The following is a 21,483-nucleotide window of genomic DNA, read 5'->3' as shown; positions in this document are numbered from 1 at the left end:
ACCGCTTTTGGAGGAGGACGCTTGCTCTTACATCCGTTAGGGGTTTTCTGTTAGGGTTAATGTTACGTGCATTGGGGAATCACTGGTGTTTGAAGCAGCAATTGTCCTGCTCTACGGCCTCGTCGCTCTGGCGGCCGTGGCGGTCACACTGTTGGAAGGCTGGGCCAACCATGACGGCTTGACGCTCCATCGTCTCGCCGGGCTGTTCGCCTGCCTGATCTGGCCGCTGACGCTTCTGGTCTTCGTCCTGCACGGCTGCCTCGCCCGGCTGCTGACGCGTTTTTCCCGGACGACGGCCTGACGGCGGCCCGGACGGCAGCCTGATGCCGGCCCGGACGGCAGCCTGACGACGGCCTGATTGGCTTCGCCCTCTGGGCGAAATCGCTTGAGACGCTCTCCTGTTTCGCCTAAGTCAGAAGACAGGCCGGTTTTCGCTGGCGCTTCGTTTACCGCGGTTGGGGAGGAGACATGGCCGATGTCACGGCTCTGACATTTCTGGCCCTGTGTCTGCCGCTTGCCGGCGCTCTTGCCGCCCCCTTCGTCATCCGCGTCTTCGGCGCCAACGGCGCCTGGCTGCTGGCGATCGCGCCCTTCTTGGCCTTCCTGCATTTCCTGCGTTTCATTCCTCAGATCGCGCGCGGCGAGGTCGTCACCGGCGGTTATGCCTGGGTGCCGAGTTTCAATCTCTCCTTCTCCTGGTTCCTCGACGGCCTGTCGCTCGCCTTCGCGCTGCTGATCACCGGCATCGGCACGCTGATCGTGCTTTATGCCGGCGGCTACCTCAAGGGGCACAAGGATCTGGGCCGCTTCTTCTCCTTCATCTTCCTGTTCATGGGCGCCATGCTCGGCGTCGTCGTTTCCGACAGTTTCCTGATGCTCTTCGTCTTCTGGGAACTGACATCGATCACCTCCTTCCTGCTGATCGGCTTCGATCACGAGCGCGCGGCGGCCCGCCGCGCTGCCCTGCAGGCCTTGGTGGTGACCGGCGGGGGAGGGCTCTGCCTGCTCGCCGGCTTGCTGATCCTCTGGAACATCACAGGCGTCACCCGGATGTCGCAGCTCATGGCATTTGGCGATCTCCTGCGCGAAAGCCCCGCCTATCTCGCTGTCCTCATCCTGGTCCTGGGCGGCGCCTTCACCAAGTCGGCGCAGTTTCCCTTCCATTTCTGGCTGCCGAACGCCATGGAGGCGCCGACGCCGGTATCGGCCTACCTGCATTCGGCCACCATGGTGAAGGCCGGCGTCTATCTGCTGATGCGGCTCAACCCGGTGCTGGGAGCGACCACCGCCTGGGAAATCCTTCTGCCCTTCTTCGGCGGGCTGACGCTGGCGGTCGGCGCCGCGCTTGCCATCGGCCAGACCGACCTGAAGCTCAAGCTCGCCTATACCACCGTTTCCTCGCTCGGCCTGCTGGTCATGCTGATCGGTTTCGGCTCGGAACATGCGGTGGCGGCGGCGGCGCTCTATCTGGTGGCGCATTGCCTCTTCAAGGGCGCGCTGTTCATGGTCGCCGGCATCATCGATCACGAAACTGGCACGCGCGATATTACCAGGCTCGGCGGCCTGATGCGGGCGATGCCGCTGACATCAATCATCGCAGTTGCGGCGGCGTTCTCCATGGCCGGCCTGCCGCCCTTCTTCGGCTTCCTCGCCAAGGAGGAGATCTATACGGCATTGGTCGGCGGCGATGTCCGCGCGCTGACTCTCACCGCCATCACCGTCTTCGGCAACGCGCTGATGTTTGCCGTCGCCTTCGCTGTCGGGCTGAAACCCTTCCTCGGCAAGCCGCTGGAGACACCGAAACACCCGCACGAAGCGCCCGTCCTGCTCTGGCTCGGCCCGGCCATTCTCGCTGCCCTTGGCCTGTTTGCTGCGGTCTTTTCGAATTTCACCCACGCCGTCCTCTCCTCGCCGATCGCCGCCGCCATCCGCCAGACCCCCGCCAGCATCGACGTTTCGCTGGCGCTGCATCCAGGCCTGCCCCTGGCACTCTCCGCCCTGACCATACTGCTCGGCATCGGCGTGTACTGGCAGCTCGCGCCCGCCCGCTCGGCGATGGTCAGTTTCCTCAGCGCGGCCGGGCGCGGCCCGGATCATGGTTTCGACCTTGCCGTATCGGGGCTTGTCCGCTTCGCCGGCCGGCTCATGCGTGTCCTCCAGCCGGGGCGGCTGGAGATCTATGTCACCTGCACCTTCCTCGCAGTCGCCGCCGTCCTCATCATTCCCCCTGTCGTCCATGGCGAACTGCCGCGCCCTCCCGCCTGGCCGGCCGACGTCAGGCCCCATGAATGGGCGGTCTTGCTGATTGCCGCCTTCGGCCTTGCCGCCGTGCTTGTCGCCCGCGACCGGCTGACGGCGATCGTCTCGCTCGGCATCCAGGGCTTTGCCGTCGCCATCATCTTCCTGCTGTTCGGCGCACCGGACCTGGCTTTCACGCAGTTCATGGTCGAAACCCTGTCGGTGGTCATCCTCGCCCTGGTCATGACCAGGCTCCGCCTCTCGCCGGGCGATCGGCGCCCGCTCGCACACAGGCTCTTCGACGGCGCGCTTGCATTGGCCTGCGGCCTCGGTTTCACGCTTCTGCTGATGCGGGCAACACAGGCGCCGTTCAACGATGCGCTGACGCTCTTCTTCAACGCCTATTCGAAATCGATCGCCCACGGCGCCAATGTCGTCAACGTCATTATCGTCGATTTCCGCGGCACCGACACGCTAGGCGAAATCGCCGTTGTCGCGGTCACCGGCCTTGCCATCCTGGCCCTGATCCGCATCCGCGCCGGCAGCGAGCGCAAGCTTGCCGCCAATGATCCCACGCTGGAGGCGGAGGGCCGATGAACACCCTGATCTTCCGCACCATCGCGCCGTTCCTCACCACGCTGATGCTGCTTTTTTCGGTTTTCGTGCTGTTGCGCGGCCACAACGAGCCGGGCGGCGGCTTCATCGGCGGGCTGATCGCCGCCTCGGGACTGGCGATCTACGGCATTGCTCTCGGCGTCGCCGCCGTTCGCCGGGCGCTGTTCTTCCATCCGCTGTCGATTGCCGGCTTCGGCCTGCTGCTGTCGACGGTATCAGGTCTTCTTTCCCTGTTTTTTGCCGTTCCCTTCATGACCGGCCTGTGGATCTATCCGGATCTCTTCGGTCTCGAAGTGCCGCTGTCGAGCGTCATGCTCTTCGATGTCGGCGTTTATCTCGTCGTCTTCGGGGCCATCACCTCGATCGCCCTGGCACTGGAAGAAAAGGAGATGGAATGATGGAGCCGCTTCTTTCGATCCTCGTCGGCCTGTTTTTTGCCGCCGCCATCTATCTCCTGCTGTCGAAATTCACGATCCGCATCATGCTCGGCATTGCCATCCTCGGCAATTCGGTCAACCTGCTGCTCTTTACATCGGGCCGGTTGACGCGCGAAGTGCCGCCGATCATCCCGGCGGGTCTCGACAGCCTGCCCGCCGGCGCGGCCAACCCGCTGCCGCAAGCCCTCATCCTGACGGCGATCGTCATCTCCTTCTCCTTTTTTGCCTTCCTGCTGGTGCTGACCTACCGCGCCTATCAGGATCTCGGCACCGACGACACCAGCCAGATGCGTGCCGCCGAGCCCGACGACCGGCCGCTGCCGCCATTGGGGTATTGATGCGGATGTCGGTGCTGGTGGTTACCCCCCTCTGCCCTGCCGGGCATCTCCCCCACATGGGGGGAGATCGGCAAGACGCATCGGCTTCGCGAAATCTTGATCCTGCGCCAAGCGGCTTCGGCCATTTCAGGCGTTCGATTGGGGCAAGAGGGCGCCCACAGCCGATCTCCCCCCTTGTGGGGGAGATGCCCGGCAGGGCAGAGGGGGGTATCCCACGGCACGCCCTCTGCGTGACCGGAGGCCGCCCCTGATGGCCGCCCCAACCGTCGACCTCTCCGCCGCCCTGATCACCGCCCCGGTGCCGATCGGTCATTGGCTCGCTGTCCTGCCGGTCGTCCATTGCATCGCGCTCGGCGCCGTCCTGCTGATGCTGCGCGCCTATCCCCGCCTGCAGGCCGGGCTTGCCATAGCGGGCCTTGCGGGCCTGGTGCTGATCGATGCGGCGTTGCTTGCCAAGGTCGCCGCCGAAGGACCACTCACCATGGTGATGGGGCGCTGGCTGCCGCCTTTCGGCATCGCCTTCACCGTCGATCTCCTCGGTGCGCTGCTGGCTTTCACCTCGGCCCTTGCGGCACTCGCCGGCGGCATCTATGCGCTGGCCGATATCGGTGAAAGTGGCCGCCGTTACGGCTTCTTCCCGCTGCTCGTGCTGCTGATGGCCGGCGTCAGCGGCGCCTTTCTCACCGGCGATGTCTTCAATCTCTACGTCTGGTTCGAGGTGCTGCTGATTTCCTCCTTCGGGCTGATCATCCTCGGCTCCGAACGCGAACAGATCGACGGCGCGCTGAAATATGCGGTGCTGAACCTGATCGCCACGACGCTGTTCCTGATCGGCGTCGGCATCCTCTATGCCGCCTTCGGCACGCTCAACATGGCCGATATCGCCGCAAGGGCGGGGGATTTGCGCGGCACGGCGCCGCTGATGACGCTGGCGAGCCTTTTCCTGCTTGCCTCCGCCATGAAGGCCGCCGCCTTCCCCGTTAATTTCTGGCTGCCCGCCGCCTATCATACGCCGCGCATCGTCGTCTCGGCGCTGTTTGCCGGCCTGCTCACCAAGGTCGGCATCTACGCACTGATCCGGGTGATGGTCATGCTGCTGCCGGTGGAAGGCGAAGAGCTCAGCCTGGTGATCGCGCTCGCCGCCGCCGCGACCATTATCGTCGGCGCTCTCGGCGCGCTTGCGGAAAACGATATCCGCAGACTGTTCGGCTATATCGTCATTTCAGGCATCGGCAATATGCTTGCCGGCGTCGCCCTCGGGGGCTCCGGCGGCGGCATCAGCGGCGCGGTCTTCTATGCGCTCCATTCCATGGTGCTGATGACGGCGCTTTATCTCACAGCCGGCGAGATCGCCCGGCGTGGCGGCGGCTTTGCGCTGTCAGATCTCGGCGGCCTCTATCGGCAAAGCGGCGGCTTTACCGCGCTCTCCCTCGTGCTCTTCCTGGCCGCCTGCGGCCTGCCGCCCTTTTCCGGCTTCTGGCCGAAAGTCATTCTCGTCAAGGCCGCGCTCGATCTCGGTGCCGGGTGGCTGGCGGCAGCAATCCTTGCCGGCGGTTTTCTGACGACGATCGCCTTCGGCCGCCTTTTCCTGTTCGCCTATTGGCGCCCGGCGCCGGTCGTACGGACGCCGTCGAAAGCCGGATGGCGCACCGGCCTGCCGCTTGCCGCACTGACAGCTCTGGTCATCGGCTTCGGCATCCTGCCGGAACGGCTGCTGGCGCTGTCGCAAGCGGCTGCCGCCGGCCTTGCCGACCCGCAGGCCTATCTTCATTCGGTCTTTCCTGGAGGCGTACGATGATCGCCTTTCTCTTCAACCTGCTGCTGGCCATTGCCTGGGTTTCTCTGACCGGCAGCGCCTCGCTGCATAATCTCGTTTTCGGTTTCCTGCTCGCCGCCGTGGCGATCATCATCATCCGCGAGCCCTTCGGCGGCAAAGGATATATCCGCCGTGTCTGCCTGGTGCTTTCGCTTGCTGCGCTGTTCCTGAAGGAATTGTCGCTGTCGGCCTGGAAGGTCACGCTCACCGTCCTTTCGCCCGATATGAAGTTGAAACCCGGTATTTTTGCTTTTCCTCTGACGGTGACGAGCGATTTCGAGATCACCTTGCTCGCAAACCTGATTACCCTGACGCCCGGCACGCTTTCGGTCGACGTCTCCAGAGATCGCCGCACGCTCTATGTCCACGCGCTCGATTGTTCCGATCCCGAGACTGCCAAGCGCGATATCGCCAATGGTTTCGAGCGCAAGATCATGGAGGCCTTCCGGTGATCACACCTGCCGACATCGTCGCTGTCGCATCCTCGGCCGCCCTCGTCATCCTCGGCGTGGCGCTGATTCTGACTGTCTGGCGCGTCGTTGCCGGCCCGACCTTGCCGGACCGGATCCTTGCCCTCGATATGCTGACCGGCATATCAATCGGTCTCATCGCCGTCATCGCGGTCAAGACAGGCTTTTCGCTCTACATCGATATCGCCATCTCGCTCGGCCTCGTCGGCTTCCTGGCGACCGTCGCCTTCGCCCGATTCGTGCTGTCGCGCGGCAACATCCAATCGCCGGCGTCCACATCTTCGGCAAAGATCAGCTCTCCGGCAAAGGCCAATGCAAAAAAGCGTCATGGGGGAGGGAAGAAGCGATGATGGATTATATCCTTGCTGCCGTCACCGCTCTGCTGCTGATCGCCGGCGCGCTCTTTGCGCTTTCGGCGGCGATCGGCCTGGTCAGGCTGCCCGATCTCTATACCCGCATGCACGCGGCCTCGAAGGTGGGAACGGTCGGCTCCGGCCTGCTGCTGCTGGCCGCCGGCCTCTATTCCGAGGACCTGGCGATTCTCGCCCGCGCCGTTGCCGGCTTCGTCTTCCTGTTGCTGACGGCGCCGGTTTCCGCCCATCTGCTGGCGAGAGCCGCCCACCTTTCGGGATATCGGCTCGGCGCCGTCTCGGTGCGCGACGATCTCGGCAAGCGCTGAGCCTATGCCGTTTCGCTGCTTTACCAGATTTATGCAAAACTTATGCACAGGAAGCTGTGAGTAAAGCTTGCCCAAGCGTGCCTTAATTCTTCATCCGTCATTTTTTCTCAAGAAAAACGACAAATAATAATTGGCCTTTTGGCCAAACGATGCTATTTGAAAATGCAAGTAGAGTTCTGATTGTGAATTACAATCGTACTGCTTCCAAGTCCCTCAGTTTTGATTTTTCATGTCTAACTGAGGCCATCGCCTGGGGCATGACGTAGTGGTTTGCAGTCAGGCAGTATAAGAACAGGTCTCGCTCTTCGGAATCTAGGGGTGGATTTCGCGTTTTTCGAAACAGAAGGTCGCTTCCCGTGCTTTTGCTGTTCGCTTCTACGAGGCGGGTCTTTGGCGTGTCAGTCAAAGGCCGTTTGAGCATGCTAACAGGAGAAAAAATATGACGGATATGGCGACCGGCAATGCGCCGGAGCTGCTTGTGGAACTGACGGCCGACATCGTCGCGGCTTATGTCAGCAACCATGTTGTCCCGGTCAGCGACCTGGCTAATCTGATTTCCGACGTGCATTCGGCACTGAGCAACACGTCCGTACCGCAGCCTGCTGCGGCTGTCGTCGAAAAGCAGAAGCCTGCAGTTTCTGTCCGCAAGTCCGTACAGGACGAGCAGATCACGTGTTTGGAATGCGGCGGCAACTTCAAGTCCCTCAAGCGTCACCTGATGACGCATCACAGCCTCTCGCCGGAAGAATACCGCGAGAAGTGGGACCTGCCGACCGATTACCCGATGGTCGCGCCCGCTTATGCCGAAGCGCGTTCGCGCCTGGCAAAGGAGATGGGCCTTGGCCAGCGCCGCAAGCGCGGCCGCGGCTGAGCTTTCGAAAGCATCGACGTCAAAAGCCGGGCCTTGTGTCCGGCTTTTTTGTGTGCCGTTTCAAGGCGATGACAATAATCACCCAGTATTTCGCGCCGCCGGAAATGATTCGAGCAGGTGCTCGGGATAATGTGAGCGATCCCCATCTTATGCTTTGCCGGCGGGCTTCGAATGGCTGCTATACTATGAGCAGGTGGTAATATACTCGATTCGGCAGGAGCGCTTTCCGAATCGATTGGCCCGCCTCTCAAAGTCGATCGGCTGCGGTCGCCTTCAGGCCGCGGCGCGAACCCTGGCTTCTTCCCGGATCCTGTTGACCATCGACCGCAGCCCGTTCGACCGCTGCGACGACAGGTTCTCCACCAGGCCGATCTTCGAGAAAATCTCGAAGGCATCGAGACCGGCGATCTCCGCTGCCGTCTTGCCGGAGTAGGTGGCAAGCACGATGGCGACAAGGCCGCGCACGATATGGGCGTCCGAATCACCCTCGAACTCCATGACCGGGTTATCGGGATTGCCGGTCGCATGGGTCACCAGCCAGACCTGGCTGGCGCAGCCCATCACCTTGTTTTCGGAGGTGCGCTTCTCCTCGGCGAGTTCCGGCAGCGCCTTGCCGAGTTCGATGACATAGCGGTAGCGGTCTTCCCAATCGTCCAGGAAGGTGAAGTCGTCGATGATCTGGTCGAGGGATGCCATGGGAAAGCCTTTCAATCTTACCAGTGCATATAGGTGAAAGACCCGCGGATTTGAACCGTTAAAGCAATTTCGGGAAAAGTGTGACGCGGTTTGTCAGGCAAAGCGCACAGCGGTTTTGCCGGGATTGCATCGATAGAGAAAGAAACGCCGTGAGGGATGGGCATCCTCACGGCGCAGCAACATGCTGAAATTAAACAGGGCAGGCACGTCAGGCATGGGGCATTTCCGCGTCATGCGGACCACCGATGCAAGCTGGAAAAAATGGCACGGTGACGGGCGGGTGCCCGCCAGAAATTTCGTCAGATCGCCGGCTTCGGTGTCGGCAGCGGGATCGCGCCGGTGACCACGGTCTGGGCTTCGTCATCGACCGGCGGACGGTACGGCATCGGCTGGTTCAGCGCTGCCTTTGCCTCGCGCGCCTTCTCCTGAAGGGCGGGTGCCGCCAGCGACGGCATGTTGAGGGCGACCGGCGCCTGCGATGCGGCAGGTTTTGCCGTCGTCGTCGCCTCGTCCTTGAACTGGCTGTCGAGAAGTTCGTAAGCGACGCGGGCGCCTTCACGGGCCCGGTAGCCGAGCGCAGTGATGGTTTCGGCGCCCTTGGTGCAGACCTCGGGTTTTTCCGAGCACATGCCCGTCAGATAGTCATAAGCGCCGCTTGCCGCCGTGAACGCGTCGGAAAGCTGCAGGTGCGGGCCGCCCGCCAGCGTGTCGGAACTCTCCGTGCTGAAGACGGACAGAAGCACGAGCACAAGGCCAAACCAGAAGGATCCTTTGATCAGAAACCACATTGTCATTGCCCATCCTGTTTTCCCGTCCGGTTCTTGTCGCCGAATCAGGCCGGTTGTCCGGTGTGTTTTCACCCTACCGCCAAGTTGCGAATGCCGCTTTTCGAAACTCACGCGCATTTGCGGCAAATTTAGTTCAAATTTTAGCGACCGGCATTTGAGGGACATTTCAGTCGAATGCGAGCGATCGCCGTTAAGCATCAGGGCAGCACCTGCTTGCAATTGCAGGGCTTTTGCCGGCTCGCCTTGCCACAGGAGTTAACGCAATGCTGAAATATGAGGAAAATCCGTCGCTTACCTGCTATTAACCACAAAAGGCAAAGAGCCTTCCAGATGCTTCAAAACGGGAATTCCGGCGGTTTCGAGCGGTGAACAGCGCTTTTGCCTTATCCTTTCTTTAAGTCGCCGGGGCCTATTGTCCGGATCGATAGACAGCCTTTTGGGCGGGTATTGCGTGCGTGTATTGAGTGACATTGGCGGCTGGGTGTCGGCCCTCGTAGACCGGGCGGCGACAAGCTGGCTCTCCCGGACGGGTGGCGGCGAAGCCGTGCGCCAACGCGAGCTCGCGATTCTGCGTCGCCTCGTGCTGTTCTCGTCGGCCGCTCTTATTATCGCTCCTGTCGGCCTGTCGGCGGTCACCAGTCCGGCCGTCGCCCTGCCGGCCGGTGTCGCCATGGTCTGCGCCGCCTTTCTCTTTTCCGCCGTCGGCAGCATCGCGCTCGCCCGTCAGGGTTCGTCCGCCGGGATCGCCACGCAGTCGGCCGAGGATTTCTTCCTTGCCGCCACTCCCGGCCTCGTCTTCTTTCTCGACCCACACGGCAGTGTGGCGACCGTCGGCGGCCGCGACCGGCGCGATTTCCTCGCCTGGATGCGCGATCCCAAGGGCAGGGGCTTCCTCGAACAGGTGCATGTCTCCGACCGCATCCTTTTCCTGCAGGCACTCGACAGCCTGCGCCGCGGCGAGGAGGCAGCGAGCGTCGATCTGCGCCTCGACCGGCCCTCGGTCTCGCGCGATCAGCGCCAGTTCGCCTATCTCAGAATGGACATGACCGCCCGGCGCGATGCCGACGGCGAACTTGCCGCCGTCATTGCCCAGCTGCGCGATGTCTCCGTCGAGCAGCAGCTGCGCGACGAAGCCCACAACCGCGCGGCCGATGCCGAATCGGCAAACGACGCCAAATCGCGCTTTCTCGCGGCCGTCAGCCACGAGCTGCGCACGCCGCTGAACGCCATTCTCGGTTTTTCCGATATCCTGATCGGCGAATATTTCGGCAAATTCGAAAACGACCGCCAGCGCGAATATGTCGGCCTGGTGCGCGATTCCGGCGCGCATCTGCTGTCGGTCGTCAACACCATGCTCGACATGAGCAAGATCGAAGCCGGCCGCTACGAGCTGATGCTCGATGCCTTCGATATAGCGAGCTCGGTCAAGTCCTGCGAATCGATGCTGGCATTGCAGGCCAAGACCAAGGGTCTGACGCTGACCAGCCGTATCCAGCGCGGCCTCGGCGAAGTGGTCGCCGATCAGCGTGCCATCCAGCAGATCCTTATCAATCTCGTCGGCAATGCCATCAAGTTCACCGAGGCCGGCGGCGTCGTCTCGGTCGATGCGGCGGCGCGCGACGGCATCCTGAAGCTGACGGTCAGCGATACCGGCATCGGTATTGCGGCCGACAAGCTGGCCTTGCTCGGCCAGCCCTTCGTCCAGATCCAGAACGATTACACCCGCCGTTTCGAAGGCACCGGCCTCGGCCTATCCCTGGTCAAGGGGCTGGTGGCGCTGCATGGCGGCCATTTCGCCATGGCCAGCCAGCCGGGCGAAGGCACGATCATCACCATCGAGATCGCGATGGACGGCTCCGGCGCCAAGCGCGCCGAAGACGCCGGTCATGGCGCGACTGTCGAGTTTCCGCCGCGGCTGAAGGGCGCGGTCAACACAGGTACAGAATTGGAAGAGGGGCGTTTCGATGGCCGCGCGCAAGCGAAAATCGCCTAAGGGAAGAAAGGGCCGGCAGCAGCCGGGCCTTCTGATCTCGGGCGCCGCCGCCCTGGGCGGCCTCAGCCTGCAGGGCGCATCCGTGCTCGGCGGTGTCATCGGCCGCAATCCGTCGGTTGCCGGCGGCACGATCACCTTCGTCGTCATCTTCTCCTTCGTCGCCGCCAATGCGCTCTGGTACCAGCCGGGCCTGCATCCGCATCCGATTTTCCGCACCCGCGATCCGCAGTCCTCCAATGTGCTCGGCGCCCGCCGCCCGGCCGAGGAGCCGCAGGGCGACGTCACCACCTTCCGGATCGAACGGCCGGAGGATGCCGCCACCACCAATGCAACGCCGGCGCCTGCCGCGCCCAATCAGCAGCCCAGTCAGCTTGTCATGGATATCCAGCAGCAGCTGGTGCGCCGCGGCCTCTATAACGGCATACCCGACGGCATCATCGGCCCCCGTACCAGTGCGGCCATCCTCTTCTTCGAAGAAACCGTCGGCATGGCCCAGACCGGCGATCCGACGCCGGAGGTGCTGGCGGCGCTGAAGATCGATGCATCGGGCCCTTCGACCGTGCCCGCCGAAAAACCGCCCGAGGATGTGAGCTCGAAGGCGGCGGCGGAAGACCCGGTGGCAGCGGCGATCCGCAGCGCCGAAAAGACCGTCAAAACCGCTCCTCCGGCCGCAAAGCAGCTTCCATCGAGCGAGATCACCAATGTCGACCTGGTGCTGAAGATCCAGAAGGGTCTTTCCAACATGGCCTATGCCAATGTCGGCGTCGACGGCGTCGCCGGCGAGCAGACCCGCGCGGCCATTCGCCATTTTCAGAAGCACTACAACCTGCCCGAAAACGGCGAGCCGAACCAGGCGGTGCTGAAGAAACTCAGGGAAATCGGCGCGATTTAGGATGTTGCCGGGGCAAGGTTGCCCCTCATTGCCGCCGGCTGTCCGCCGGTTTATACCGCGCCGATGAGATTACGCGCCGACATCTTCGTTTCCGCCCTGCTGCGCCGCGTCTTCGCCAGCGGCGATTTCGCCGCCGTCGAGAAGAAGGGGGCCGAGGAGGCGGGTGCGATCTTCATCCGCCAGCATTTCCGCGACGGCTCGGAAACGCTCTATGCGCCGGCGCCGCAGACCGCCTTCGGCGAGGGTGAGACCGGCGATCGCCTGTTCGAAATTCGCCTGTTGCGCAGCGATCCGGAAGCCGTGCGTGCCATGCTGGAGCGTGAACGCCGCTTCGACCCGGATCTGTGGATCGTCGAGCTGGAGGCGGAAGAACTGGGCGACATCATCCCGCTTGCGCGGGACGGCTAATTAGCGAGACCGCCGTCCGAGGACGCGCAGGTCGCGTGGCGCCGACGCCTGATGGATGAAACGGTGGTTTGGCGTTTCCTGGGCGGCCGGCACATCAGCCACATCGGGCTTGTAGGTGTAGCGATCGGCGCGTCGCCAGGCGTCCACACGTTCGTGGCATTCTTCCGGGTCGAGCGCATCGAGCACCATCCAGCCGCGTGTGACGTTGTGCTGCTGTTCGGCCAGATGCGGATAGAATTTCTCCAGCACGAAGACGGCGTCGAGAAAGCCCATGCCGAGGCTCGTCAGCGTGGTGGCGAGCTGCTGGCCGGAAAGATCGAGCATGATGCGCTCGGCAAGCCAGCGGCTGGCCGACAGCGCATCGGCAAGCGCGGTCGAAAAATGCATCGCCTCACGCGAGCGGGCGAAGCGCACCAGCAAAGCCTCCTGGATGTCGGTGAGCGTGCGCAGGCCGAGCCTGTCCTCCTCATTATGGCCGAGATGGCCGGCCAGGCCGAGGATGCGTTCGCGCAACGCCTCTTCATTGGCAATCCGCTGTTCTTCCAGCGCATCTGCCTCGTTGGTCTCGGCCGGCGCCGGTGCAAGCGGCACCGTCTGCGATTCTGTAATCGGCGCCGAGGCGGCCGCCGGCCGCGGCTGGGTCTGGCGCAGCGACACCAGCGCATCGATGACCTTCGGTGAAAGCGAATCGCGGCTGACGATCGCCTTGACATGCGCTGCACCCTGCATGCGCGCGATGGTAATCAGCGTATCGTCGGCAATTGCCTTGGAGGCGGCAAGAAAAGGGGCGGCAATCTCGATCGGCTGGTTGCCGATGAACAGCGCCACCGCCGCCGGCATGTTCTCGCATTGGGAGAGTGCTGCGACCGCCTGGCGCTTGGCCTCGTCGGAGGAGGCCTGGAACAGCGGCATGAAAAGCTCGGCGAATTGGCGCAGTTCGGACCGTGTCGGATGAGACAGGTTCTCGAAACTGCTGACGGTCGCCATCAATACCACGTCCTTTTTCCTGACGGCCAAGGGGCCTTCTAGGTCTCGAAACCGGTCACGCACACGAACACCCCGAAAACGCCGCACCAAGGGGAACCACGGGCCGATATGCGTTGGCGGGACGCATGCCGGACCACGTCGGTTATGAACAAATCCTACACCGGTAGGGTTAATGCATACTGAAGATTTTATTAAAATGCACCAGAAATATACACGCGGAGCGTGTCGCGAGTTGATAAGCGGCAATATAAAATTGCCTGTTGGAGCGCGGCGCTGCTGCGATTGCTTATCGCTGATGTGACGGTGGAAAAGCTCAGGCGGCCTTGCGATCGTGCAAGGCGTGCAGCAGCGTTTCGCGGCTGTCGTGACCGGCCTGGTAAAGATCGAGTGCTGCGGATACCGCAAACTGGGCCTCGGCGCTCTTGATGTCGACGTGCTGTTCCGCGCACCAGGCATCGAGCGCACTGCGCAGCACGTCGAGATCCTCGGGCGAAAAAGATGAATTCACCAGCAAAGACACAGCCGTGTCCTCCGCATTCCGGCAAGAGCGTGGAAAATCCGCAATCGGTGGAAAATCCGCTGTCGATCGGCGCCCGGAAACGGCGATCGATGAGAGCAACCATACGCGCATTCGAGTTGGTCGCAATTAAATATTTTCATGAAGTATTTCTGCAACACCAGCCATTTCGCTGCAGCTAATTCGCTCGGGTCTCCCGCAACTATATGATTTATCTATAATTTTATGCGCTGGCCCGCGTCTAGCGCTTTGCGGGGGCGGGATGAAACCAAATCAACTCTTCGCGCGTTACTGGGGAAGTGACGTGAACTGTATTTGGCATCTGCCGAACATTAGTAAACTGTTAACTGTCATCTGTCTCAATTCGGATAGGAACGACGCGATTTGAGTAACTGGATCGTTGAAACTCCTGATCACGGTATTTCAATCTGGTGCCGTGGGAAAGGCGCGAATGCCCTCGGTCCGGCAATCCCGGCACTGCAGGACGCGCCGGCCCGCACATTGGCGGGCAGGGTGAAATCCATCGCAAGTTCATCCGTCTCGGGCAGTGCATGGAGACGAGCATGGCAATAGTAGTCGCATTGGCGGATCGGCTGCCGCGGGCGCCGCGTCGCCCGGACAAGGAGCCCCGCGAAGCCAAGATCCTGTGGTTCACCGGCGTCCGCTACGAGCGCTTGGTCGAGAGCCCGAAACGGCGTCGGGCGTCCGCGCCGCGCGTCAACAAGAAGTAATCGCGGGCGCAACCTCAGCGGGCGATGAATTGCTCGCAGCCGGCTCCCGTCAGGAAGTTCCGCGCCGCCTCGTCGAAGCTTGACTGTGGCGCCAGCGTTCGCAGCACGGCATAACCGTCCGGCCGGGCCATTTCCACCAGGATCGCCTGCTGCAATTCCTGCGGCAGGTTCTTGCGCAGGTCGGTCAGCTGGATCGGACCTCCGGCCAGCACGTCGAGCGCGCCGCCGACCGACGTCCTGTCGTTCATGCTGAAGACCTCGTTGGAGGCGCTGTCGTAAATCGCGATCGACCAGAAGGGCACGTTGCCCTTGGCGGTGAAATGCACCGGCGCATCCTCGACGTCGAAGGAGCAGACGGCAGTGCGCAGGAAGGGGTCGCCGTTGGCAAGACCGGCCTCGTCATACTGGTCGCCGAGCAGATAGAAATTGTTGAGGTCGCCCTCCGCCTCCACACGGGTCGCCGCATCCCTGCCGGTGAAATGCGGCAGCGACAGGATGATGACGAGGTGGAGCAGCGCTGCGCCGAAAAGCCCGGTCAGGATGGCGAAGAAGATCCTAAGCATTGCCGCATCCGGTCTTGGTCAGCTTCGGCATGGCGAGGTCGATCACCCCGGAGCTGCCGGCCGTCGGTGTGTCGAACAGGGTCAGCACCAGCCGGAAGGTGCCGGCCTGCGGCAAGGCCAGCCAGTTGCCCGGCTGCGCGGCGGCGGAGATGTCGATCGAGAAGCTGCTGTCGGGCTGGCGCAGCACCGTCCAGGAATTCAGCGCCGAGGGAAGCCCGCTCTTCACCGCCGCCGGATTACCGCCATTGTCGGCGGTAAAGAGGGTCCACAGCCGGGCAGGCGGCGTCTGCCCGCTGATGCGGTAGCGGCAGCCGGCATTCAGCCGCGCCCCATCGTCGTCGACGCTCGCCGTAAAGGTCAGGCCCTCGGCGCTGCCATAAAGCAGCTTGCCGGCGCGCGCCCGGTGCGACTTGGCGTAAGGGTCGGCGTCGACCGTCTGCAGCGCTGGAAAAGCCTCCCAGGCGCCGAGCTTGATCGCCCCGAACCCCTGCGTCGCATCCAGCGCATACAGCGAAATCATGATGCCGCCGCCGAAGGCGACGATCAGCGTGATCAGGATGAAAAGGGGAAAGCGAAACACGTCATGACCTTGGAAACCATATCAGATGAAAGGGTTACCACTGATTCTGGCAGGGTGGAATGCCGCGCCATGACATTATGCCCTGGGCAACACGGATGTCAGGTTGGTGCCACCGGCAGGCGGATGAGGGGCATCTACCGGAAATATTGGGACCGCCTATTCCGCGCTCGCCACCTTCGCCGGCGCCAGCGGCGGGGCATTCTTCAGCTTCTCACCGAGCTTCTTGAGGATGTCGGTCGATTGCACCGAGAGCATGCGTGGCCGGATGAGCTGCGGCAATCCGTCCTGCGGCTTGGCGGCGGCGGTTTTGGCGAGATCCTTTTCCGAGGGCAGGGGGTTCTGGATGCCGGGGATGGCGCGCAGCGTCACGCCCTGATGGGCGTAGTCCATGGCGCGCTTGAAGGTCATTGCCGGCAGCGAGCCGCCGGTCATCTCGTTGGTCGAGGTATAGTCGTCATTGCCGAACCAGACGGCGCAGGTGTAGTTGCCGGTGAAGCCGACGAACCAGGCGTCGCGATAGGCCTGGGTCGTGCCGGTCTTGCCGGCGGTCACGATGCCGTTGTCGAGGGCAGCCTTGCGCGCCGTGCCGACATAGGGAACGCGCGACAGCATCTGATTCATATAGGCGTCGGCCTGTTCGGACAGCACACGTTTGGCGGCCGGCTCGTCGCGGTCGAAATCGTAGAGCACGTCGCCGTCGTAATCGAGGATCTGAGTGATGCCGTGGCGGCGCGACTGGTAGCCGCCGGCCGGGAAAGTGGCATAGGCGGTCGCCTGGTCGAGCACCGTGACTTCGGATGTACCGATCGGGATGGTGACGTCGTCGCGGATCGGCGTTTCGACGCCGAGGTTCTTCGCCATCGCCCGGATCGGCTGGATGCCGAGTTTTTCCTTGGCGAGCCGCACCGGCACGGTATTGATCGACTGGGCGATCGCGGTCTCCAGCGTGATGCGGCCGGCATAGCGGTTCGCATAATTATGCGGGCTCCAGTTGCCCCAGGAGATCGGCGCGTCGACGATCGTCGTCTGCGGCGTCATCCCGCTCTCCATCGCCACCGAATAGGTGTAGACCTTGAAGGAGGAGCCCGGCTGGCGCAGCGCCTTGGTGGCGCGGTTGAACTGGCTCTCGCCGTAATCCCGCCCGCCGACCATGGCCCGCACGGCGCCGCCATTCTCGATCATCACCATGGCGCCCTGCTTGGCATGATAGGCTTCGCCATATTCGCGCAGCGACGTTTCAACCGAATCCTCGGCCGCCTGCTGGATGCCCATGTCGATCGTCGTGCGCACGATCAGCGAATGCTGGTGGAAACGCGGCGAAAGCCGCTGCACCTCGTCGAAGGCCCAGTCGAGGAAGAAATCCGGCGATTCCACCTCGTTGCGGTCGACGACGGTCGCCGGGTTGCGCCGGGCGGCGATCACCTGGCCCTCGGTCATCAGCCCGCTCTGCACGAGATTGGTCAGCACTTCGTTGGCGCGCGCACGCGCCGCCGGCAGGTTGACGTGCGGCGCATATTTCGCCGGCGCCTTGAACAGGCCGGCCAGCATGGCGGATTCGGCAAGATTCACATCGGTGATGTTCTTGCCGAAATAGAATTGCGCCGCCGCCGCCGCGCCAAAAGTGCCGCCGCCCATATAGGCGCGGTCGAGATAGGTGGAGAGGATTTCCTTCTTGGAAAGGTTGGCCTCGAGCCAAAGCGCCAGGAAGGCCTCGGTCACTTTACGGTCGATCGAGCGCTCGTTGGACAGGAACAGGTTCTTGGCCAGCTGCTGGGTCAGCGTCGAGCCGCCCTGCACGACTTCGCCCGCCTGGGCGTTGGTGACCATGGCGCGGAAGAGGCCGATGGCGTCGATGCCGAAATGGTCGAAGAAACGCCGGTCTTCGGTGGCCAGCACCGACTTGATCAGGGAATCCGGCAGTTCATCGATCGGCACGGAATTCTGGTGGATGACGCCGCGATGGCCGATGACGTTGCCGTAGCGGTCGGTGAAGGTGACGGCGAAATCGCCGCGGTTGCGCCAGTCCTCCTTGGTCGCCTCGAAGGCCGGCTGGGCAAGCAGCAGCATCAGCACCGAGCCGGCCGCCCCGAGCGTCAGCCCTTCGCCGGCGAGTTCGAAGACCATCCGCTTCCAGCCGCGCACCCGGAAGCGGCGGAAGAAGATGGTGATGTCTTCCCAGATCTCGGCGGCGCGAAAGCCCGCGTTCCAGACGGTCGAATCGATCCAGGAATCGATGCGCAGGAGAATGTGACGGTTCTTCGCCGGCCGTTTGCCGGCCGCGTCGCTCACCGCTTTTTCCGGTCCGTTTTCTGGCTCGTTTTTTGGCCCGTTTTTTTGGTTGTCCGGATCCTGCACGTCCTGTATTCCCGCCTGATCGCGCTTGCCTCATGTCCGTCCGTCGCAACGCGATGGAACGCAAGCCTGCATATGGCCGCAAAGCTCTCCGATATCAGGAGCATGCTGAAGAATTGATTGATTTTGTGGCCGATAACAAGAGAGATGCATGACGGTCACGTGAATTTGCGGGCCGCTGTTGCAAGAAACGAACGATGATCGATCTGCCCTTCTGGAAGCGCAAGACGCTTGCCGAAATGACCGTTGCCGAATGGGAAAGCCTCTGCGACGGCTGCGGCCTCTGTTGTCTCAACAAGATCGAGGAATGGGATAGCGGCGATATCTATTTCACCTCGGTCAGCTGCAAGCTGCTCGACGGCGAAAGCTGTCGCTGTTCCAGCTATCAGAACCGCTGGGATTTCGTGCCGGACTGCGTGCAGCTGACGAAGGAGAATGTGCCCGATATCGCCTGGCTGCCGCCGACCTGCGGCTACCGGCTGGTCAATGAGGGCCGCGATCTCTACTGGTGGCACCCGCTCGTCTCCGGCGATCCGGAAACCGTTCATGCCGCCGGCATTTCCGCCCGCGGCCGCACGATCAACGAAACCGAGATCGATATCGACGACCTCGAGGATTACGTCGTCGACTGGCCGCTGACCGTCGGCGAGGAGAAGAACGAGGAGGAAGCCTGATCCGGCCCCTGGCGCCGATAAAATTGGCAGTGGCGCCGCTTGACTATTGAAAAGTGAGACCCTACCTGCTGTTCGACCCGCTGGTCCGGGCCCCTCTGGCGAGAGCTTCGGCACTCTTGCGATGTCGGACCTCTTCTCCGACAACCAGTGCCGACAGGGGACTATCCTTGGATTTCTCTTTTTTGTTCGCCGAGTGGCTGGGAACGCCGCTCTGGATGTGGTCGAGCTTTTTCGTCCTCGTCATCGCCATTCTATCCTTCGACCTCGGTATTCTTCATAAGCAGAACAAGGAAATCGGCGTCGGCGAAAGCATCAAGCTTTCTGCCCTCTATATCGCCCTCGGCCTGACCTTCGGTGGCTGGGTATGGTGGTATCTCGGTTCTGAGGCCGGCCTTGCCTATATGACGGGCTTCGTCGTCGAAAAGACGCTGGCGCTCGACAATGTCTTCGTCATCGCCCTGATCTTCTCGTTCTTTGCCGTGCCGCGCCTCTACCAGCATCGTGTGCTCTTCTGGGGTATCCTCGGCGTCATCGTGCTGCGTGCGATCATGATCGGTGTCGGCGCGACGCTGGTCGCCGAATTCGCCTGGCTCCTCTATATCTTCGCCGCGTTCCTGATCGTGACCGGTATCAAGATGCTGGTCGTCAAGGAGGCTGAGCCCGATGTCTCGAAGAACGTGCTCGTCCGCTTCATGCGCAGCCGCTTCAACGTCACCGAGGAACATCACGGCGAGCGGTTCTTCGTCAGAAAGGCAAACCCGAAGACGGGTCGGATGACCTGGTTCATCACCCCGCTGTTCATGGCGCTCGTCATGGTCGAAGTGGCCGACGTCATTTTCGCCGTCGATTCTGTTCCCGCAATCTTCGCCATCACCACGGATCCCTTTATCGTCTATACCTCGAACATCTTCGCGATCCTCGGCCTGCGCGCCCTGTATTTTGCGCTCGCGGCGATGATCCATCGCTTCCGCTACCTCAAGCCGGCGCTCGCCATCGTGCTGATCTTCATCGGCTCGAAGATCTTCCTGGCCGATCTCCTGGGTCTTGAAAAATTCCCGGCCGCGCTCTCGCTCGGCATCACCTTCGCGATCATCGCCGCCGGCGTGGTCTGGAGCCTCCTCAAGACGCGGGGTCCGCAGCAGCCCGCCTGAGCGGGCGCTGCATACGGACACGTTAACAAAGGAAGGAAACAGATATGATCTCGAATTTCATCGGCTGGATTTTTGCCCTGCTCGTCGTCGATCCGCTGCAGGCCCAGATACAGGAACAGGTTGAGCGCGCCCGGCTTCCCGTGGAAATCGTCAGCCAGTCCCAGGCTTGCCTCGCATCCCAGGGGCCGCAGCTCATCAAGCGTGCGGCCGGGGACTACGGCTGGGCGGCGGCCACGGTCGTCAGTATCGCGATCGGCCACACCTCGCCGGTCGAGCTTCTCGATGGCAAGGATCCGCAATGCGCAGCCATCATCGGCGTCTTGAGCGGGGCGGGCGCGGCTGCGTAACGGCAGCGGGCTGGAATGGACCGTATGATGTCTGATCAGGACGGAAATAGACGCGCGCCACGCGGTGTGGCCACCGCGCGGCTTCGGGAGATGCTGGAACTTGCCCGGGTGAAGGGTGGCCTCTCGATCGGCGAGGCGCTGGAGGCGATGGGCCCGGCCAGCATCGCCTTCACCATCCTTTTCCTGGCAATCCCGGCGCTGACCCCGATTCCCGGCCCGTTCGGGATGGTGTTCGGCACGGCGCTGGCGATGGTCTCCCTGCAGATCGTCGCGGGCGGCCGCACAGTGTGGCTGCCCGCCGTCCTCCGCAATCGCCAGGTTTCGTTTGCCGCACTCGATCTCGTGGTGGGGCACGCGGTTCCGGTGATCGCCCGGGTGGAGAAGGTCGTGCGCGCCGGCCGGCTGGAGCTGTTTACAGGCCCGAAGGTGCAGGCGCTGCTGGGCATTCCTGTCTTCCTGCTCGCGGTCGTGATCGCGCTGCCGATCCCGTTCGGCAATATTCTGCCGGTGTTCTCGCTGGTGGTCCTGGCCGTCGCCCTGATGGAGCGGGACGGTCTCGTCACCCTGATCGGACTGCTGCTCACATTGGCGACGATCGGCGTGACCGTTGCTTTGCTCTATTTTATCAAGGCGATGCTGGTCGCTGCCTATTAGGCGAAATGTCCGGGCCGGGATCAGGATGTCACGGCGGCGAGGAAGCGTCGCAATTCCGTCTCCACATAGGCGTCCACCGGTCCATCTGGGCCAAATCCCCACCAGGTGAGCGAGCCCTGCCATTGCGACAGCATCAGCCGGGCGATGGTCTCCGGCGCGCTTGCTGATGCAAAACATCGGGCGATATCAGTCGTCAACGCGGTTCCCCAGGCCGCACCGCGGGCCCGCAGCACCGGATCGCGGAAATCCTCGCGAAGCACCAGCAATCCCTCGCCATAGGCAGCGGCATTGTCTCCGTAATCCTGCGACAGGCCGACGAGCAGCGCGACGGCGCCTTCCGGAGTTTTCGGCACGTTCTCGGCAAGCCGCGCCGTCTCCGCATCCAGCCGGTCCCAGGCATAGAGCAGGGCGGCCCGCAGCATCGCCGCCTTCGTCGCAAAACGCTGCACCAGCGTCGAGCCGGAAAGGCCGCTCGCTTTGGCGACCGCCGCAAAGGTTGCCGCATCGGGGCCTTTGGAATGGATCACCGCCAGCACCATGGCGAGGAGCTGGTCATCGGACAATGTGCGGTGGCGCGGCATGACATTCCTCTTGCAATCGCTGCATTTATAAACGATCATTCGTTTATAAACAATATCGACATATCGGCCAATCCGACTGAATTTTGTTCTAGCCCGGAGGATGGA

The 21,483-nt window shown here is 62.6% G+C and carries 26 protein-coding genes; 17 read left to right on the top strand and 9 right to left on the bottom strand.

Annotated features, from left to right (window positions below; all coding sequences use genetic code 11):
- Nucleotides 1-85 precede the first annotated feature (85 nt).
- The 9 genes from GGD57_RS20085 (at nt 86) to GGD57_RS20045 (ending at nt 7,464) form a co-directional block, all read left to right on the top strand.
- Nucleotides 86-301: a hypothetical protein gene (locus GGD57_RS20085; RefSeq protein WP_184472041.1), complete on the top strand. Its 216-nt coding sequence runs from the start codon at nt 86-88 to the stop codon at nt 299-301.
- Between the two features lie 167 nt (nt 302-468).
- Complete coding sequence (locus GGD57_RS20080) at nt 469-2,835, top strand: putative monovalent cation/H+ antiporter subunit A (RefSeq protein WP_184472040.1); 2,367 nt, start codon at nt 469-471, stop codon at nt 2,833-2,835.
- Nucleotides 2,832-3,251, top strand: coding sequence for a Na(+)/H(+) antiporter subunit B (locus GGD57_RS20075; RefSeq protein ID WP_184472039.1), 420 nt, complete (start codon nt 2,832-2,834; stop codon nt 3,249-3,251). Before GGD57_RS20080 ends, GGD57_RS20075 begins: the two co-directional genes overlap by 4 nt.
- Nucleotides 3,251-3,628, top strand: coding sequence for a Na+/H+ antiporter subunit C (locus GGD57_RS20070; RefSeq protein ID WP_184472104.1), 378 nt, complete (start codon nt 3,251-3,253; stop codon nt 3,626-3,628). Before GGD57_RS20075 ends, GGD57_RS20070 begins: the two co-directional genes overlap by 1 nt.
- A gap of 250 nt (nt 3,629-3,878) precedes the next feature.
- Nucleotides 3,879-5,426 carry a Na+/H+ antiporter subunit D gene (locus tag GGD57_RS20065; RefSeq protein WP_184472038.1) on the top strand — a complete coding sequence of 516 codons (1,548 nt, stop codon included), beginning with the start codon at nt 3,879-3,881 and terminating at the stop codon, nt 5,424-5,426.
- Complete coding sequence (locus GGD57_RS20060; protein ID WP_184472037.1) at nt 5,423-5,896, top strand: Na+/H+ antiporter subunit E; 474 nt, start codon at nt 5,423-5,425, stop codon at nt 5,894-5,896. Before GGD57_RS20065 ends, GGD57_RS20060 begins: the two co-directional genes overlap by 4 nt.
- A complete protein-coding gene (locus GGD57_RS20055; RefSeq protein ID WP_184472036.1) occupies nt 5,893-6,264 on the top strand; it encodes a cation:proton antiporter in 372 nt (123 codons plus the stop codon). The genes GGD57_RS20060 and GGD57_RS20055 overlap by 4 nt, the downstream gene beginning before the upstream one ends.
- Nucleotides 6,261-6,593: a monovalent cation/H(+) antiporter subunit G gene (mnhG, locus tag GGD57_RS20050; RefSeq protein ID WP_184472035.1), complete on the top strand. Its 333-nt coding sequence runs from the start codon at nt 6,261-6,263 to the stop codon at nt 6,591-6,593. The genes GGD57_RS20055 and mnhG overlap by 4 nt, the downstream gene beginning before the upstream one ends.
- A gap of 439 nt (nt 6,594-7,032) precedes the next feature.
- The gene (locus GGD57_RS20045; RefSeq protein ID WP_011424588.1) at nt 7,033-7,464 is read left to right on the top strand and encodes a MucR family transcriptional regulator; all 432 of its coding nucleotides are present in this window, start codon (nt 7,033-7,035) and stop codon (nt 7,462-7,464) included.
- Nucleotides 7,465-7,737: 273 nt separating this feature from the next.
- Here GGD57_RS20045 and GGD57_RS20040 read toward each other — a convergent pair whose 3' ends face one another.
- The 3 genes from GGD57_RS20040 to GGD57_RS20035 form a co-directional block, all read right to left on the bottom strand.
- Nucleotides 7,738-8,160: a SufE family protein gene (locus GGD57_RS20040; protein ID WP_126911150.1), complete on the bottom strand. Its 423-nt coding sequence runs from the start codon at nt 8,158-8,160 to the stop codon at nt 7,738-7,740.
- Between the two features lie 93 nt (nt 8,161-8,253).
- On the bottom strand, nt 8,254-8,376 hold the full coding sequence (locus GGD57_RS29405) for a hypothetical protein (RefSeq protein ID WP_281423762.1): 123 nt from the start codon (nt 8,374-8,376) through the stop codon (nt 8,254-8,256).
- An 83-nt stretch (nt 8,377-8,459) separates the two neighbouring features.
- Entirely contained in the window at nt 8,460-8,948 is a 489-nt protein-coding gene (locus GGD57_RS20035) for a DUF5330 domain-containing protein (RefSeq protein ID WP_184472103.1), read from the bottom strand.
- Nucleotides 8,949-9,399: 451 nt separating this feature from the next.
- Here GGD57_RS20035 and GGD57_RS20030 point away from each other — a divergent pair, with 451 nt between their 5' ends.
- From GGD57_RS20030 to GGD57_RS20020, 3 genes are all read left to right on the top strand, one after another.
- Nucleotides 9,400-10,941 carry an ATP-binding protein gene (locus GGD57_RS20030; protein ID WP_184472034.1) on the top strand — a complete coding sequence of 514 codons (1,542 nt, stop codon included), beginning with the start codon at nt 9,400-9,402 and terminating at the stop codon, nt 10,939-10,941.
- On the top strand, nt 10,913-11,833 hold the full coding sequence (locus GGD57_RS20025) for a peptidoglycan-binding domain-containing protein (protein ID WP_184472033.1): 921 nt from the start codon (nt 10,913-10,915) through the stop codon (nt 11,831-11,833). The genes GGD57_RS20030 and GGD57_RS20025 overlap by 29 nt, the downstream gene beginning before the upstream one ends.
- 63 nt (nt 11,834-11,896) lie before the next feature.
- The gene (locus GGD57_RS20020; protein ID WP_184472032.1) at nt 11,897-12,241 is read left to right on the top strand and encodes a DUF1491 family protein; all 345 of its coding nucleotides are present in this window, start codon (nt 11,897-11,899) and stop codon (nt 12,239-12,241) included.
- Here the strand turns inward: GGD57_RS20020 and GGD57_RS20015 are convergent, their stop codons facing one another.
- Both GGD57_RS20015 and GGD57_RS20010 read right to left on the bottom strand, forming a co-directional pair.
- Nucleotides 12,242-13,291, bottom strand: coding sequence for a DUF2336 domain-containing protein (locus GGD57_RS20015; protein ID WP_184472031.1), 1,050 nt, complete (start codon nt 13,289-13,291; stop codon nt 12,242-12,244).
- A 250-nt stretch (nt 13,292-13,541) separates the two neighbouring features.
- Nucleotides 13,542-13,748: a hypothetical protein gene (locus GGD57_RS20010; protein WP_184472030.1), complete on the bottom strand. Its 207-nt coding sequence runs from the start codon at nt 13,746-13,748 to the stop codon at nt 13,542-13,544.
- Between the two features lie 560 nt (nt 13,749-14,308).
- Between GGD57_RS20010 and GGD57_RS20005 the strand changes: the two genes are divergently transcribed.
- On the top strand, nt 14,309-14,476 hold the full coding sequence (locus GGD57_RS20005) for a hypothetical protein (RefSeq protein ID WP_164517668.1): 168 nt from the start codon (nt 14,309-14,311) through the stop codon (nt 14,474-14,476).
- Nucleotides 14,477-14,490: 14 nt separating this feature from the next.
- Here GGD57_RS20005 and GGD57_RS20000 read toward each other — a convergent pair whose 3' ends face one another.
- The 3 genes from GGD57_RS20000 to GGD57_RS19990 form a co-directional block, all read right to left on the bottom strand.
- A complete protein-coding gene (locus GGD57_RS20000) occupies nt 14,491-15,039 on the bottom strand; it encodes a DUF1254 domain-containing protein (protein WP_184472029.1) in 549 nt (182 codons plus the stop codon).
- On the bottom strand, nt 15,032-15,619 hold the full coding sequence (locus tag GGD57_RS19995) for a DUF1214 domain-containing protein (RefSeq protein ID WP_184472028.1): 588 nt from the start codon (nt 15,617-15,619) through the stop codon (nt 15,032-15,034). The genes GGD57_RS20000 and GGD57_RS19995 overlap by 8 nt, the downstream gene beginning before the upstream one ends.
- 156 nt (nt 15,620-15,775) lie before the next feature.
- A complete protein-coding gene (locus tag GGD57_RS19990; RefSeq protein ID WP_184472027.1) occupies nt 15,776-17,974 on the bottom strand; it encodes a PBP1A family penicillin-binding protein in 2,199 nt (732 codons plus the stop codon).
- Nucleotides 17,975-18,168: 194 nt separating this feature from the next.
- Between GGD57_RS19990 and GGD57_RS19985 the strand changes: the two genes are divergently transcribed.
- The 4 genes from GGD57_RS19985 to GGD57_RS19970 all read left to right on the top strand — a co-directional run bounded on the left by GGD57_RS19985 (nt 18,169) and on the right by GGD57_RS19970 (nt 20,797).
- Entirely contained in the window at nt 18,169-18,645 is a 477-nt protein-coding gene (locus GGD57_RS19985; RefSeq protein ID WP_184472026.1) for a YcgN family cysteine cluster protein, read from the top strand.
- A gap of 167 nt (nt 18,646-18,812) precedes the next feature.
- On the top strand, nt 18,813-19,796 hold the full coding sequence (locus GGD57_RS19980; RefSeq protein WP_184472025.1) for a TerC family protein: 984 nt from the start codon (nt 18,813-18,815) through the stop codon (nt 19,794-19,796).
- Between the two features lie 44 nt (nt 19,797-19,840).
- Nucleotides 19,841-20,143 (top strand): hypothetical protein, encoded by a 303-nt coding sequence (locus tag GGD57_RS19975; protein ID WP_184472024.1) that lies wholly within the window; start codon nt 19,841-19,843, stop codon nt 20,141-20,143.
- Between the two features lie 27 nt (nt 20,144-20,170).
- Nucleotides 20,171-20,797, top strand: a complete 627-nt coding sequence (locus GGD57_RS19970; RefSeq protein WP_184472102.1) for an exopolysaccharide biosynthesis protein — start codon at nt 20,171-20,173, stop codon at nt 20,795-20,797.
- Nucleotides 20,798-20,817: 20 nt separating this feature from the next.
- On the opposite strand, the gene GGD57_RS19965 is transcribed toward GGD57_RS19970, so the two are convergent.
- A complete protein-coding gene (locus GGD57_RS19965; protein ID WP_184472023.1) occupies nt 20,818-21,378 on the bottom strand; it encodes a TetR family transcriptional regulator in 561 nt (186 codons plus the stop codon).
- Between the last annotated feature and the right edge of the window lie 105 nt (nt 21,379-21,483).

This window comes from Rhizobium esperanzae (assembly GCF_014197615.1).
GTDB lineage: Bacteria > Pseudomonadota > Alphaproteobacteria > Rhizobiales > Rhizobiaceae > Rhizobium > Rhizobium esperanzae_A.
The sequence above is the reverse complement of the archived record's forward strand: the minus strand, read 5'-3'. Positions and strand labels throughout refer to the sequence as shown.

Bases quoted from the DNA above. Each gene is read 5' to 3' on its own strand.
- GGD57_RS20005 (WP_164517668.1), top strand. From the start codon at position 14,309: ATGGCAATAGTAGTCGCATTGGCGGATCGGCTGCCGCGGGCGCCGCGT.
- GGD57_RS19965 (WP_184472023.1), bottom strand. From the start codon at position 21,378: ATGCCGCGCCACCGCACATTGTCCGATGACCAGCTCCTCGCCATGGTG.
- GGD57_RS20075 (WP_184472039.1), top strand. From the start codon at position 2,832: ATGAACACCCTGATCTTCCGCACCATCGCGCCGTTCCTCACCACGCTG.
- GGD57_RS20035 (WP_184472103.1), bottom strand. From the start codon at position 8,948: ATGTGGTTTCTGATCAAAGGATCCTTCTGGTTTGGCCTTGTGCTCGTG.
- GGD57_RS19970 (WP_184472102.1), top strand. From the start codon at position 20,171: ATGTCTGATCAGGACGGAAATAGACGCGCGCCACGCGGTGTGGCCACC.
- GGD57_RS20000 (WP_184472029.1), bottom strand. From the start codon at position 15,039: ATGCTTAGGATCTTCTTCGCCATCCTGACCGGGCTTTTCGGCGCAGCG.
- GGD57_RS20065 (WP_184472038.1), top strand. From the start codon at position 3,879: ATGGCCGCCCCAACCGTCGACCTCTCCGCCGCCCTGATCACCGCCCCG.
- GGD57_RS19985 (WP_184472026.1), top strand. From the start codon at position 18,169: ATGATCGATCTGCCCTTCTGGAAGCGCAAGACGCTTGCCGAAATGACC.
- GGD57_RS19975 (WP_184472024.1), top strand. From the start codon at position 19,841: ATGATCTCGAATTTCATCGGCTGGATTTTTGCCCTGCTCGTCGTCGAT.
- GGD57_RS20080 (WP_184472040.1), top strand. From the start codon at position 469: ATGGCCGATGTCACGGCTCTGACATTTCTGGCCCTGTGTCTGCCGCTT.
- GGD57_RS20040 (WP_126911150.1), bottom strand. From the start codon at position 8,160: ATGGCATCCCTCGACCAGATCATCGACGACTTCACCTTCCTGGACGAT.
- GGD57_RS20060 (WP_184472037.1), top strand. From the start codon at position 5,423: ATGATCGCCTTTCTCTTCAACCTGCTGCTGGCCATTGCCTGGGTTTCT.
- GGD57_RS20070 (WP_184472104.1), top strand. From the start codon at position 3,251: ATGGAGCCGCTTCTTTCGATCCTCGTCGGCCTGTTTTTTGCCGCCGCC.
- mnhG (WP_184472035.1), top strand. From the start codon at position 6,261: ATGATGGATTATATCCTTGCTGCCGTCACCGCTCTGCTGCTGATCGCC.
- GGD57_RS20045 (WP_011424588.1), top strand. From the start codon at position 7,033: ATGACGGATATGGCGACCGGCAATGCGCCGGAGCTGCTTGTGGAACTG.
- GGD57_RS20025 (WP_184472033.1), top strand. From the start codon at position 10,913: ATGGCCGCGCGCAAGCGAAAATCGCCTAAGGGAAGAAAGGGCCGGCAG.
- GGD57_RS20020 (WP_184472032.1), top strand. From the start codon at position 11,897: ATGAGATTACGCGCCGACATCTTCGTTTCCGCCCTGCTGCGCCGCGTC.
- GGD57_RS29405 (WP_281423762.1), bottom strand. From the start codon at position 8,376: ATGCCTGACGTGCCTGCCCTGTTTAATTTCAGCATGTTGCTGCGCCGT.